The organism is Pseudomonas sp. E102 (assembly GCF_052660185.1).
Window position 1 is genome coordinate 1,731,562 of sequence record NZ_CP084025.1, and the last position, 13,917, is coordinate 1,745,478.

The window sequence follows — 13,917 nt, forward strand, 5'->3', positions numbered from 1 at the left end:
GCGTTGCTCATGCACGTATTCGTTACCGGTGCCACGGGCTGGGTTGGGTCGGCCGTGGTGCAGGATTTGCTCGGCTCCGGGCATCAAGTCACCGGCCTGGCCCGTTGCGAAGAAAAGATTGCCGCGCTCGCCGCCACCGGCGCGAGAGTAATTCAAGGGACGTTGGATGATCTGGATGTCCTGCATCATGCAGCGTCGGCGGCGGATGCGGTTATTCACACCGCTTTTAATCATGATTTTTCACGATTTGCCGAAAATGCCGAGCAAGACCGTCGTGCGATTATGGCACTGGGCGGCGCGTTGCAAGGCTCCGAGCGACCTCTATTGGTGACCTCGGGCTTGTTCGGATTGACCCGGGGCGCCAGTGAGCTGGAAGTGGTCAGCCCGGCCTCGCCTCGCAAGTCCGAAGCCACGGCTCGGGATCTGACCGAGCGTGGTGTGCGCGTGGCGACGGTTCGGTTGGCGCCATCGGTCCATGGCGTCGGCGACTATGGATTCGTACCGATCCTGATTCGTCTGGCCCGTGAGCAGGGCGTATCGGCTTATCTCGGCGACGGTAACCATTGCTGGTCGGGCGTGCATCGACTGGATGCGGCACGGGTCTATCGATTGGCGCTTGAGCAGGGCGTGACCCAGTCCGTCTACCACGCCGTCACCGACGAAGCTGTACCCTTCAAGGACATTGCCCAGGCGATAGGACGTGGCCTGGGAGTGCCGGTCGAGTCCCGAGAGCGCGAGCATTTTGGCTGGTTCGCTCACATGGCGGGCGCGAACATGGCGGTGTCCAGTGAGTACACCCGCGGTTTGTTGGGTTGGGTGCCGAGCGGGCCGGGGTTGTTGGATGATATTGAACATCCTGGTTACTACATCAGCGCGGAATGATCCCGTGGTCGATCGCGTATTTCACCAGGGCCGCGGGCTTGTCGATGTTGAGCTTTCGGCGAATGCTCAGGCGGTGGGTTTCGACGGTGCGGACGCTGATGTCCAGCTCGCGGGCCATTTCCTTGTTGTTGAAGCCCTGGACCATTTTCTTCAGCACCTGGGTCTCGCGCGGCGTCAGCTCGCTGTCGGTGTGCGGGTCGGTGGCGAGGCGCTGGGCGATCTCGGCGCTGTAGAAGGTGCCGCCGTTGATGATGGCCTCGATGGCGGCGATGATTTCCTTCGACGGCGAGTTCTTCAGGACATAGCCGCTGGCGCCGGCGCGCACCGATTCGCTGACGTACTCATGATTGTCATACATGCTCAGGATCAGGATCTTCAAGCCTGGGTGCTGCCTGCCCAGCAGTCGGGTCAGCTCAAGGCCGTTCATGTCCTTGAGGCCGATGTCCATCAACAGGAGATCCGGCTGGCAGCGTTCGACCATTTCGATGGCCTGTACACCATTCTCCGCTTCGCCAACCACATCCAGCCGGGGCATGACGGACAGCAGGGCGCGGATGCCGTCCCGGACCAGGGAATGATCGTCGACCAGGGCGACGCGTATGGCTGGAGACAGGGTCATCGACAAGGGCTCTTGTTGAATTCAAGGCGCATCAGCTTTCCGTGGTGGGCATGGTCATGGGCAAGAGGATATCCAGTTCGCTTCGTCCTGGCACCGATGTCATGTCCAGCCGCCCGCCAAAATGCTCGACCCGTTCGCGGATATTACGCAAGCCGATGCCCGTATGGCCGCGCTCGACCTGTGGAACGTTGAAGCCCATCCCGTCATCCACAACGGTCAGGCGCAAGGACTGGCCGGAGCCGAACAGGGTGATGGCCACACGCTTCGCCCCGGCGTGACGCTCGATGTTGGTCAGCGCTTCCTGGGCGATGCGAAACAGCGAGACCGGTGCGCCGTTTTCCAGGCGACAGTCGAATTCGTTGCTTCGGTAGGACACTTCCAGGCCGCTGCGTTGCTCGAATTCGGCCGCAAGCTGGCCGATGGCGGCAGGCAGGCCCAGGGTGTCGAGCAAAGACGAGCGCAGGTCGTGGGAGATGCTACGGATTTCACCGATGGCTTCACCCAGTCGGTCCGTGGCGTTTCTCAAGATGCCCACTCCATTTTCCTGGCCGTTCTCGATGACGTGGCTGGCCAGCTCGAACTGGAACTTGATCGACACCAACAGTTGGCTGATGCCGTCATGCAATTCACGGGATACCCGGGAGCGCTCTTCCTCTTGCAAGCTGACAATGCGCTGGTTCAAGCGCTGCAGTTTCTTGTCGGCCAGGCGATGCTCGCTGACGTTGAGGGTAATGCCGCCGGCGAACACCAGCAGCACCGCGATCAGAGCAATGGCGGCGATCGCCTGCATGGTGGTGTGGATGCCTTGGGCCACTTCGGCGCGGGCCTGTTGGGTGGCACGCTCCACGTCCTCCAGGTAAATCCCGGTGCCGAGCATCCAGCCCCAGCGATCGAGCATCACGACATAGGCCAGTTTGTCGGTCACCTGGCCGGAGGACGGCTTGTTCCAGGCATAACGCTGGAAGCCTTCACCCGATTCGGCGCTCTTGAGCAACGCCTGGATGACGGGCAGGCCCTGGGGATCTTTCATGTCCCAAAGGTATTGCCCGACCAGTTCCGACTGCCGGGCGTGCATCAGGCTGCGACCCTGGCGGTCGTACACGAAGAAATATCCGTTGATACCGAAGCTGAGCTTGCGCAGCTCTTCCAGTACCTGCTGCTGTGCCCGCGCGTCGCCCTGGCCGTTGTCATACAGCGGCGCGATCAGGCTCTGCGCCATCTCGACATAGTTCTTCAATTCGGCGCGCTTGCTCGCCAGGATGCTGTCTTCGATCAGTTGCGCCTGTTGATCACCCAACTGGCGGTTGAGCGAGATGACCAAGGCACCGATGACAGCAATCGCCAGGACCAGCGGCAGGATCCCGAGAGCAACGATTTTGTGTTTGAGCAGCATCTTTACTCCAGTCCGGGCGCGGCGGGGAGGCGAATGGCGGCATCATATGCCAAACCTGTGCGCGCGGCATAAGACCTGTGGGAGCGAGCCTGCTCGCGAAGGCGATGGGGCAGTCAAATCATCATTAACGGACACGCCGCTTTCGCGAGCAGGCTCGCTCCCACAAGGGAATCGAGGTTCTACGTAGTACTACGGATTTATTTATTGACGGCATGCAGGGATATTGGGCCGGCTCCGAATAGCCGGGGCACACTATAAAAACAATCGCCGCAATCCATTGGATATCGGCAGGAGACACGCAATGACAACCCGTCTGGTTAAACACCTCGCCTGGTTTGCCGTGGCTGTTCTGGGAGCTTGTGCGCTGAGTGTCGTGGCCTTGCGCCGCGGAGAGCCGATCAACGCCCTCTGGATCGTCGTCGCAGCCGTGGCCATTTACCTGGTCGCCTATCGCTACTACAGCCTCTTCATCGCCAACAACGTGATGCAACTCGATGCGCGCCGGGCCACGCCTGCCGTGCTCAACAACGATGGCCTGGACTACGTCCCGACCAACAAGCACATCCTGTTCGGCCACCACTTCGCGGCCATTGCCGGCGCGGGGCCGCTGGTCGGGCCGGTGCTGGCCGCGCAGATGGGCTACCTGCCCGGCACGCTCTGGCTGATCGCCGGCGTGGTGCTGGCCGGTGCGGTGCAGGACTTCATGGTCCTGTTCCTGTCCACCCGCCGCAACGGTCGCTCCCTGGGCGACATGGTGCGCGAGGAAATGGGCCGTATTCCCGGCACCATCGCGCTGTTCGGCTGCTTCCTGATCATGATCATCATCCTCGCGGTGCTGGCGCTGATCGTGGTCAAGGCCCTGGCCGAGAGCCCGTGGGGCATCTTCACGGTGATGGCGACCATCCCGATCGCAATGTTCATGGGCATCTACATGCGCTACATCCGCCCGGGCCGCATCGGCGAGATCTCGATCATCGGCGTGCTGTTGCTGTTGGGTTCGATCTGGCTGGGCGGGCAGATCGCCGCCGATCCGGTCTGGGCCAAGGCCTTCACCTTCACCGGAATCCAGATCACCTGGATGCTGATCGGCTACGGTTTTGTCGCGGCGGTCCTGCCGGTGTGGCTGATCCTGGCGCCACGGGACTACCTGTCGACCTTCCTCAAGATCGGCACCATCGTCGCCCTGGCGATCGGCATCCTGGTCACCATGCCCGAGCTGAAAATGCCCGCGCTGACTCAGTTCACCGACGGCACCGGGCCGGTGTGGAAGGGCGGCTTGTTCCCGTTCCTGTTCATCACCATCGCCTGCGGCGCGGTCTCGGGTTTCCATGCGCTGATCTCCTCGGGCACCACGCCCAAGCTGCTGGATAACGAAACCAACGCCCGCTACATCGGTTACGGCGGCATGCTGATGGAATCCTTCGTGGCCATCATGGCGATGGTTGCCGCCTCGGTGATCGAGCCGGGCGTGTACTTCGCCATGAACAGCCCGGCGGCGATCGTCGGCACTGACGTGGTGGCCGTGGCCCAGACCGTCAGCAGTTGGGGCTTTGCAATCACCCCCGACGCGCTGCAAGCGGTGGCCAAGGACATCGGTGAGACCACCATCCTGGCCCGTGCCGGCGGTGCGCCGACCCTGGCGGTCGGTATCGCGCAGATCCTGCACTCGGTGCTGCCGGGTGAGAACACCATGGCCTTCTGGTACCACTTCGCGATCCTGTTCGAAGCGCTGTTCATCCTCACCGCGGTGGACGCCGGCACCCGTGCCGGGCGGTTCATGCTGCAGGATCTGCTCGGCTCGTTCGTGCCGGCCCTCAAGCGAACCGAATCCTGGACCGCCAACCTGATCGCCACCGCCGGCTGCGTCGCGCTGTGGGGTTACTTGCTGTACCAGGGCGTGATCGATCCGCTGGGCGGCATCAACACCTTGTGGCCGCTGTTCGGCATCTCCAACCAGATGCTGGCCGGTATCGCCCTGATGCTCGCCACCGTGGTGCTGATCAAGATGAAGCGCCAGCGCTACGTCTGGGTCACGCTGCTGCCGGCGAGCTGGCTGCTGATCTGCACCACCACCGCGGGCCTGATCAAGCTGTTCGACGCCAACCCGGCGATCGGCTTCCTGGCCCTGGCGCGCAAATACAACGATGCCCTGGCCGCCGGCCAGATCCTGGCCCCGGCCAAGAGCATCGAGCAGATGCAGCACGTGGTGTTCAATGCCTACACCAACGCAACGCTGACGGTATTGTTCCTGTTCGTGGTCTTCAGCATCCTGTTCTACGCGCTCAAGGTCGGCATCGCCGCCTGGGGCACGAAAGAGCGCACGGACAAAGAAGCGCCATTCCAGGCCCTGCCGGACGCTTGATAGAGGATTGCAACGATGTTCAATGACTTGAGTCGCCTCGGTAAATACCTCGGTCAGGCCGCCCGCCTGATGGTCGGCATGCCCGACTACGACAACTACGTCGAGCACATGCAAACCAAGCACCCGGACAAGCCGCTGATGGACTACGAGGCGTTCTTCCGAGAGCGCCAAGAGGCCCGTTACGGCGGCAAGGCCGGGCCCAAGTGCTGTTGAACTGAGGCCCATCCCTTGTGGGAGCGAGCCTGCTCGCGATGGCGGTGGGTCAGTTAATGATGAATTGACTGACCCGACGCCATCGCGAGCAGGCTCGCTCCCACAGTTGTTTTGGGCTGGTCTCAGGATTTTTGTACAGCACCGGTTCCCTTGTGGGAGCGAGCTTGCTCGCGATAGCGGAGTGTCAGTTGACGAGGATTTGACTGACCTGACGCCATCGCGAGCAAGCTCGCTCCCACAGTTGTTTTGGGGTGGTCTCAGAATTTTTGTACAGCACCGGTTCCCTCGTGGGAGCGAGCCTGCTTGCGATAGCGGAGTGTCAGTTGGTGATGAATTGACTGACCAGACGCCATCGCGAGCAAGCTCGCTCCCACAGTTGTTTCGGGCTGGTCTCAGGATTTTTGTACACCACCGGTTCCCTTGTGGGAGCGAGCTTGCTCGCGATGGCGGAATGTCAGTTGGTGATGAATTGACTGACTTGACGCCATCGCGAGCAAGCTCGCTCCCACAGTTGTTTTGGGCTGGTCTCGGGATTTTTGTACACCACCGGTTCCCTTGTGGGAGCGAGCTTACTCGCGATAGCGGAGTGTCAGTTGGTGATGAATTGACTGACCCGACGCCGTCGCGAGCAGGCTCGCTCCCACAGTTGTTTTGGGCTGGTCTCGGGATTTTTGTACACCACCGGTTCCCTTGTGGGAGCGAGCTTGCTCGCGATAGCGGTGGGTCAGTTGGTGATGAATTGACTGACCCGACGCCATCGCGAGCAGGCTCGCTCCCACAGTTGTTTCGGGCTGGTCTCAGGATTTTTGTACACCACCGGTTCCCTTGTGGGAGCGAGCCTGCTCGCGATAGCGGAGTGTCAGTTGGTGATGAATTGACTGACCTGACGCCATCGCGAGCAAGCTCGCTCCCACAATTGTTTTGGGCTGGTCTCGGGATTTTTGTACACCACCGGTTCCCTTGTGGGAGCGAGCCTGCTCGCGATAGCGGAGTGTCAGTTGGTGATGAATTGACTAACCCGACGCTATCGCGAGCAGGCTCGCTCCCACAGTTGTTTTGGGCTGGCCTCAGGATTTTTGTACAGCACCGGTTCCCTTGTGGGAGCGAGCCTGCTCGCGATAGCGGAGTGTCAGTTGACGAGGATTTGACTGACCTGACGCCATCGCGAGCAGGCTCGCTCCCACAGTTGTTTTGGGGTGGTCTCAGGATTTTTATACACCACCGGTTCGCTTGTGGGAGCGAGCCTGCTCGCGATAGCGGAGTGTCAGTTGACGAGGATTTGATTGACCTGACGCCATCGCGAGCAGGCTCGCTCCCACAATTGTTTTGGGCTGGTCTCGGGATTTTTGTACACCACCGGTTCCCTTGTGGGAGCGAGCTTGCTCGCGATAGCGGAGTGTCAGTTGGTGATGAATTGACTGACCCGACGCCATCGCGAGCAGGCTCGCTCCCACAATTGTTTTGGGCTGGTCTCGGGATTTTTGTACACCACCGGTTCCCTTGTGGGAGCGAGCTTGCTCGCGATAGCGGAGTGTCAGTTGGTGATGAATTGACTGACCCGACGCCATCGCGAGCAGGCTCGCTCCCACAGTTGTTTTGGGCTGGTCTCGAGATTTGCGTACATCACCGCTCCCACACGGCTGGTCGAAACGCTTAGTCCGCCAACAACACCGCCGCATCAAACCCCACCCGCAAGTTGCCCCAGTGACGGCCGCCGAAGAAGAACGGCACGTCGATCTCGGTCATGATTTCCCCGGTGTCGCGCAGGTAGGTCTGGAGCAGGAAGCGCTGGACGTTGCCCGCAGCGCGCAGGCCGATCGGGTCGTTGAAGATCCGCTTGTTGCGGCACACCGGCAGGTCAACCGCGCGGTCGCCGGTGGGTTGCTTGGAGACCCAGCTGTTATTGACCGGGCAATACCCCTTCGTATCGACAATGAACGAGACCTTGCCGCCCGGCGTGCTGCGGGTGAGCTTGTCGCATTCTTCCTGGCAGACCCGGGCAAAGCGTTCGGTATAACTGGTCATGTATTGCTTGGGATCGGTGCCGGGAATCAATTGGTAATTCTGGTCGAACAGGTTGACACCTTCATCCTGCAACGCCTGCAAATGAACCTGCAGCGTGTCGCGGCATTCGCTGGCACGGGTGATGGCGGCGTCCAGCTTGCCGTGGCCAAGCACGAAGCGGCCCAGTAGCGTCTGGACTTTCTCCGCCACGCCAGACAGGTCGCGGGTGGCGGTCGCCGATTGCTGCATGCGTTGGTCGATCGACTGGCTGTCGGCGTGGATCTGGGTAACGCGTTCGTTGATGCCAGTGTTGGTATCGGCGAATTGCTGGATATGGTCAGCGATGTCGGCCAACTTGCCGTTGGTGGATTCGAAGTCGACGATCATGCTCTCGAAATGGCCAGAAGCACGCTCCACCACTTTCTGGGTTTCCCGGGCGCTGTGGCTGATCTGGGTGGTCTGTTCGTGGGTCGAGCTGACTTCCTGCAACATGGCGTCGATGTTACGGGAGATATCGTCGGTGGCGCGGCTGACGTTCTGCGCCAAGGTGCGCACTTCATCGGCGACCACCGCAAAGCCACGGCCACTTTCCCCGGCACGCGCGGCTTCGATGGCGGCGTTGAGGGCCAACAGGTTGGTCTGGGCGGAAATCTGCTGGATCAGGCCGACGATCGACTTGATGCTCGAAGAGCGCTGGTTGAGGGCGTCCACCAGCCCGGCGAACTCGCCGAGGCTGCTGGAAATCTCGCTGATGTTGCCGGTCACTTCCAGCAACTCGGCGTAGGAGTCCCGGGCCATGCTCAGGTTCTGCGCGGTGGTCCCGGATATGCCCTGGGTCTGGCGCGACACCTCTTCGATACGGCCCACGGCGGTATTGCTCTGCTCCATCACTTCCTTGGCGAAGCGCGCCTGGTGCGTCGCGCTGTCGCTGGAATCACTGATGTTCTTCAGCGAGCGGGCCGATTCGACGGCGATATGGACGGTCAATGCCTGGACGTTGCTAATGATCTCGCGCTGCTTGGCCAGGAAACGGTTGCAGGTGGCGGCCAGCGTGCGGATCTCGTCGTGGGTCACCAGCGGCAGGTCCTTGGACAAGTCGCCCTCGCCGTTGGCGATCTCTTCCAGGGCTTTGGTCATGGCGGTAACGGGGCGCACGATGAGGTGGCGGAAGTACCAGACCATGAAACTGACCATGGCCAGCGTCAAAAGCGCGCCGAAGAGCAGCGCATGGGTGAGGCTGTCGAGGCGGTCTTGAATCTGTCCCAGCAGCGCGGCGTCAAGCTGGGCAGTGCGCAACTGCAGGACGATATCGGCGCGGGCGCTGAGGGCCACCCAATAAAGCAAGGCACTGACCGCGACCAAGAGGAAAAGGCTTGAAAGCTTTTTGGTGAGGGTATCGAAAAATTGCATTTCGATAGACTCATACAAGGCCTTTAACGTCTGCATCACAGCTCCAGGGAAAAATAGATTCGATGGCATACATTCGACCGAGAACGGCAAAGCTTTAGGGGGTTGGGGCGATTTGATATCACCCTGGGATTCTGACGCGGCCTGGCCCTGTCTTTTCGGTGCGAAAGGGATGTCAATAACTGTTGTTACGAATTAGACGAAAGTCGTACTAGCGCCTTGCCCGGCGACTGCTACGGTTTGAAGTGCAAAACAATAACAACAAAACAAGAGGGCGCTTCGATGTCCACTGAAAAACAACAGGCTGCGCGTGCCTACTGGACGGAAAATCTACGCTGGATGCTGGTGTTGCTGGTCATCTGGTTCGTGGTGTCGTTCGGTTTCGGCATCTTGCTGGTCGACTCACTCAATACCATCAGTTTCTTCGGCACGCCCCTGGGGTTCTGGTTTGCCCAGCAGGGGTCCATCTACGTCTTTGTGCTCGAGATCTTCTTCTATGTCTGGAAGATGAATCAGCTTGATCGCAAATATGACGTTCACGAAGACTGAGGGCGGCGCACATGGACACAAAAACCCTGATCTACCTGGTCGTAGGCGCCACCTTTGCGTTGTACATCGCGATCGCGATCTGGACGCGGGCCGGCTCCACCAGTGAGTACTACGTCGCCAGCAAGGGCGTGCACCCCGTGCTCAACGGCATGGCGACCGGTGCGGACTGGATGTCGGCGGCGTCGTTCATTTCCATGGCGGGGATCATCGCCTTCGCGGGGTACGACGGTTCCGTCTACCTGATGGGCTGGACCGGCGGCTACGTCCTCCTGGCGATGTGCCTGGCGCCGTACCTGCGCAAATTCGGCAAGTTCACCGTGCCCGAGTTCGTTGGGGCGCGTTATTACTCGCAGACGGCGCGGGTGGTGGCGGTAATCTGCGTGATCTTCATTTCCTTTACCTACGTGGCGGGGCAGATGCGCGGCGTAGGCATCGTGTTTTCCCGCTACCTGGAAGTGGACATCAACACCGGCGTCATGATCGGCATGGCCATCGTGTTCTTCTATTCGGTGCTGGGCGGCATGAAAGGCATCACCTACACCCAGGTGGCGCAGTACTGCGTGATGATCTTCGCCTACATGGTGCCGGCCATCTTCATCTCGATGATGATCACCGGCAATCCGATCCCGCAGCTGGGCTTCATCAGCGAAGCCGCCGGCTCGGGGCAGAGTGTGATCGAACGGCTCAATGGCCTGGGCGCCGAGTTGGGCTTCTCTGCCTATACCAATGGCACCAAGTCGACCATGGACGTGTTTTTCATCACCATGGCGCTGATGGTAGGGACCGCGGGCCTGCCCCATGTGATCGTGCGGTTCTTCACCACTCCCACCGTCCGGGACGCACGCAAGTCTGCCGGCTACGCGTTGCTGTTCATCGCCATTCTCTACACCACCGCACCGGCGGTGGCAGCGTTCGCTCGTACCAACCTGCTGACCTCCATCCCTAACGTCAGTTATGCCACCGCGCCGGACTGGTTCAAGGCCTGGGAGAATTCCGGACTGATTGCCTGGGCGGACAAGAACAACGACGGCATCATCCAGTACAGCCCTGGGGCGGCGCTGGTCGGGGCGCCGAGCTTTACCGGCGAACGTGGGGCGCATGAGCAGCGGTTGCTCAAGAACCAGCTTTCGCCGGTGCCCAACGAGCTGTATGTCGACAACGACATCATGGTGTTGGCCAACCCTGAAATCGCCGGGCTGCCCGGTTGGGTAATTGCCTTGATCGCTGCCGGTGGGCTGGCGGCGGCGCTATCGACGGCAGCGGGGCTGTTGCTGGTGATCTCCACCTCGATCTCCCATGACCTGCTCAAAAGCAACATCATGCCCAGGATCAACGAAAAGCAGGAGTTGCTCGCGGCGCGTATCGCGGCCGGTGTGGCGGTATTGATCGCCGGATTGTTCGGCATCTACCCACCCGCATTCGTCGCCCAGGTGGTGGCGTTCGCCTTCGGGTTGGCAGCGTCTTCGTTCTTCCCGGTCATCGTCATGGGGATCTTCTCCAAGCGCATGAACCGCGAAGGCGCGATTGCCGGGATGATCGTCGGGCTGACCTTCACGTTCACCTACATCGTCTATTTCAAATTCATCAACCCGACGATGAACACGGCTGAACATTGGTGGCTTGGTGTGTCCCCTGAAGGCATCGGCACATTGGGCATGGTATTCAACTTCCTGGCGGCCCTGGTGGTGTCACGCTTCACCGCGCCGCCACCGGAGCACATCCAGCACTTGGTGGAGGATATCCGCGTACCGAGGGGCGCCGGCGCCGCCATCGATCACTGACCTTCAACGAGCCCCAAAACGGAAAGGGGACCGATAAAGGGCGCCGGAGTCATCCTCCGGCGCCCTTTAATGCATTCAGAGTCAAGCGTGGAAATGTTGGAAAGATTTACTGGGAATCATTCTCAAAGTATATTCGCTCTCATTTCCAACCCTCTGTGAGTGCGCGTCTTGAATCGTTTCACCCCTTTCGCCTACCGCAACGCCCTCGTCAAATGTGTTTTACCTGCGCTGTCCTGTTGTTTCATGGCCAGTCCCTTGAGGGCACAGGACACCCTCGAACTGCCCACTACGGATGTGCAAGGCAGTCGGATCATTCAGGACGAGGGCTACACGGCGACGCAAGCCAGCACGGCGAGCAAGAGCGATGTACCGATCAAGGAAGAGGCGCAATCGATCAACGTAGTCACTCAGCAGACGCTGGCGGACTACCAGGTGCGCTCGCTGGAGGACGCGATGAAGTTCGTCAGCGGCGTCAGCCAGGGCAACACCCTTGGCGGCTCGCGGGACTCATTGGTCAAGCGCGGCTTCGGCACCAACGACGACGGCTCGATCCTGCGCGACGGCGTGCGTTCCAACCTGGGCCATAACTTCAGCGCCACCACCGAGCGGGTCGAAGTACTCAAGGGGCCGGCCTCGATGTTGTACGGCGCGCTGGAACCTGGCGGCCTGATCAACGTCATCAGCAAGAAGCCGCAATACACCCAGAGCACCACGCTCAGCGGTTCCGCCTACAGCGAAGGCGGCGGCACCATGGCCCTGGACACCACCGGACCGCTGGGCGATACCGGATTGGCCTATCGCCTGATCGCCGAGCGCGGCCATGAGGATTACTGGCGCAACTACGGGGTTAACGAGAGCACGCTGGTGGCGCCGTCGTTGGCCTGGACCGGCGAGCGGGCTTCGTTGAATTTGAGTTATGAGTACAACGAATATTCCAACCCGTTTGACCGGGGGACGATGTTCACCAATGGGCATCCGGCTGACATCGACTATGACAAGCGCCTGGATGAACCTTGGGCCAAAAGCGTTGGCATCCGTGAGACGGCCACTGCGCGGTTCGAGTATGAATTGAGTGACGCGTGGAAGACGCGGGTGACCTACGGCTGGAACAATGACCGTTACAGCCTTTCGATTGCCCAGCCGCGCCTGTCGAATGGTGTCCTTCAGCGCGCCGCCAACGGTGCCCATTATGACGATGAAACCCGCTACGCCAGTTGGGACTTCATTGGCAATCAAGAATTGTTCGGCCAGCGTCATGATCTGTTGGTCGGGGTCGACAACCAGGTTTCAGACCAGTTTCGGGGCAAGACTTACCGTGGCGCTAACCAAGCAGGTTTCGACCCTACGACTCCGGTGTACGGTGGCCTGGATGAGCCAAGTCGTGTGAATGCTGCGCAGAGCAACCTGAGCAACAAGCTGACCTCCAGTTCGGTGTATCTGAAGGACAACTGGCACCTGGACGACCGCTGGATCCTTGTATTTGGCGGTCGTTATCAGCATTACGATCAATACACGACGCAGGGACTCGTCCCTGCCAAGCCAGTTCGCGACGATAATGGAGACGCCTTCGTCCCATTCCTCGGCCTGGTCTACAAAGCCACGGAAGAACTGTCGCTATATGGCAACTACAGTCGCTCGTTCAAGCCTAACGACGTGGTGGACGAGGGTAGTCATACCTTCAAGCCGGAGGAGGGCCGCAGCTACGAAGTCGGCGCGAAATACGATCCGCTGCCGGGCCTGAATATCAACCTCGCCCTGTTCGATATCGTGAAGAAAAACGTCGTGACGTCCTCTACGATCAACGGCGTAACGTTGGCAGAAGCCGCTGGCAAAGTCGGCTCTCAAGGCCTCGAACTCGATATCACTGGTCGCCTCGCCGAACGTTGGGACTTGATCGGCACCTACGCCTATACCCACACGGAGATCCTTGATGATCCGGACGATGAAGGCCATCGTCTGGCCGACGCCCCCAAGCACACCGCCAGCCTGTACCTGAGCCACCACCTGAACGTCCCGGCCGAATTCGGTGCCTGGCACGCCGGTGCCGGTGCGCGTTATGTCGGCGAGCGCGCCGCCAACAACGCCAACGATTTCTGGCTCAGCAGCTACACCGTCGCCGACGCTTTCCTGCGCTGGGAGTCGCCGGTGTTCGGGCACAAGACGTCGTTGCAGTTGAACGTCGATAACCTGTTCGACAAGCAATACTACCCGTCATCCACCGGCAGTGAACTTCAGGTCGCCGTCGGCGAGCCGCGTACCGCCAGGTTGAGCGCCAGCGTTACGTTCTGATCGCAGCGCGCCAACAAAAATGCCCGGACAGCCATGTCCGGGCATTTTTGTTTCTGGCTTCAGGCCGTCTTCGCGCAAGCTCGCTTCCAACGAAGCGCTCTTTCAGCGAAGTCTTCGCCCGTGAGCTATGGTTGAGCCAAGCGCAGCGCTTTAGCGGTGAGTAATAATTTCCCCTTTTCGGGGCGTTCGGCCTCGACTTCCCGGTCTGTCTGCACCGATTCGACCCGTTTGCTGTGCCGGCGCTTGAAACTGGAGTCAGCGTTTCAGGGCTCGAATCTCTTTTCGTCGCGAAATCAAAAATAAATTTCGCTTTTTCACCGCTTTGCGCCGGTTTTTCCAGCATTGCTTCAATCCGCCGCACTTAGGCACAGCCCTTGCTACGGCTCCACGAGACCCAGCAGAAAGGAGTTTCGATACG

At 60.2% G+C, this 13,917-nt stretch carries 9 protein-coding genes; 6 read left to right on the plus strand and 3 right to left on the minus strand.

The annotated features are described in order from the left end of the window. Positions 1 to 9 precede the first annotated feature (9 nt). Entirely contained in the window at positions 10 to 882 is an 873-nt protein-coding gene (locus DOCECA_RS07995) for an SDR family oxidoreductase (protein ID WP_445571719.1), read from the plus strand. Here DOCECA_RS07995 and DOCECA_RS08000 read toward each other — a convergent pair. Next, positions 869 to 1,501 (minus strand): response regulator, encoded by a 633-nt coding sequence (locus DOCECA_RS08000; RefSeq protein WP_434674937.1) that lies wholly within the window; start codon positions 1,499 to 1,501, stop codon positions 869 to 871. The two genes, DOCECA_RS07995 and DOCECA_RS08000, sit on opposite strands and share 14 nt — an antisense overlap. Positions 1,502 to 1,532: 31 nt before the next feature. Then, positions 1,533 to 2,894, minus strand: a complete 1,362-nt coding sequence (locus DOCECA_RS08005; protein WP_445571720.1) for a cache domain-containing protein — start codon at positions 2,892 to 2,894, stop codon at positions 1,533 to 1,535. 301 nt (positions 2,895 to 3,195) lie between these two features. Here DOCECA_RS08005 and DOCECA_RS08010 point away from each other — a divergent pair, with 301 nt between their 5' ends. Further along, a complete protein-coding gene (locus tag DOCECA_RS08010) occupies positions 3,196 to 5,256 on the plus strand; it encodes a carbon starvation CstA family protein (protein ID WP_045156376.1) in 2,061 nt (686 codons plus the stop codon). Between the two features lie 15 nt (positions 5,257 to 5,271). Then, entirely contained in the window at positions 5,272 to 5,469 is a 198-nt protein-coding gene (locus DOCECA_RS08015; RefSeq protein WP_072390895.1) for a YbdD/YjiX family protein, read from the plus strand. A 1,653-nt stretch (positions 5,470 to 7,122) separates the two neighbouring features. Here the strand turns inward: DOCECA_RS08015 and DOCECA_RS08020 are convergent. Next, the gene (locus DOCECA_RS08020; RefSeq protein WP_420766768.1) at positions 7,123 to 8,919 is read right to left on the minus strand and encodes a methyl-accepting chemotaxis protein; all 1,797 of its coding nucleotides are present in this window, start codon (positions 8,917 to 8,919) and stop codon (positions 7,123 to 7,125) included. A 243-nt stretch (positions 8,920 to 9,162) separates the two neighbouring features. On the opposite strand from DOCECA_RS08020, the gene DOCECA_RS08025 reads away from it, so the two are divergent. The 3 genes from DOCECA_RS08025 to DOCECA_RS08035 all read left to right on the plus strand — a co-directional run bounded on the left by DOCECA_RS08025 (position 9,163) and on the right by DOCECA_RS08035 (position 13,499). Then, positions 9,163 to 9,429 carry a DUF4212 domain-containing protein gene (locus DOCECA_RS08025; RefSeq protein WP_420766769.1) on the plus strand — a complete coding sequence of 89 codons (267 nt, stop codon included), beginning with the start codon at positions 9,163 to 9,165 and terminating at the stop codon, positions 9,427 to 9,429. Between the two features lie 11 nt (positions 9,430 to 9,440). Continuing rightward, positions 9,441 to 11,210, plus strand: coding sequence for a sodium:solute symporter family protein (locus tag DOCECA_RS08030; protein WP_420766770.1), 1,770 nt, complete (start codon positions 9,441 to 9,443; stop codon positions 11,208 to 11,210). Between the two features lie 243 nt (positions 11,211 to 11,453). Continuing rightward, a complete protein-coding gene (locus tag DOCECA_RS08035; protein WP_445571721.1) occupies positions 11,454 to 13,499 on the plus strand; it encodes a TonB-dependent siderophore receptor in 2,046 nt (681 codons plus the stop codon). The last annotated feature ends 418 nt before the right edge of the window (positions 13,500 to 13,917 follow it).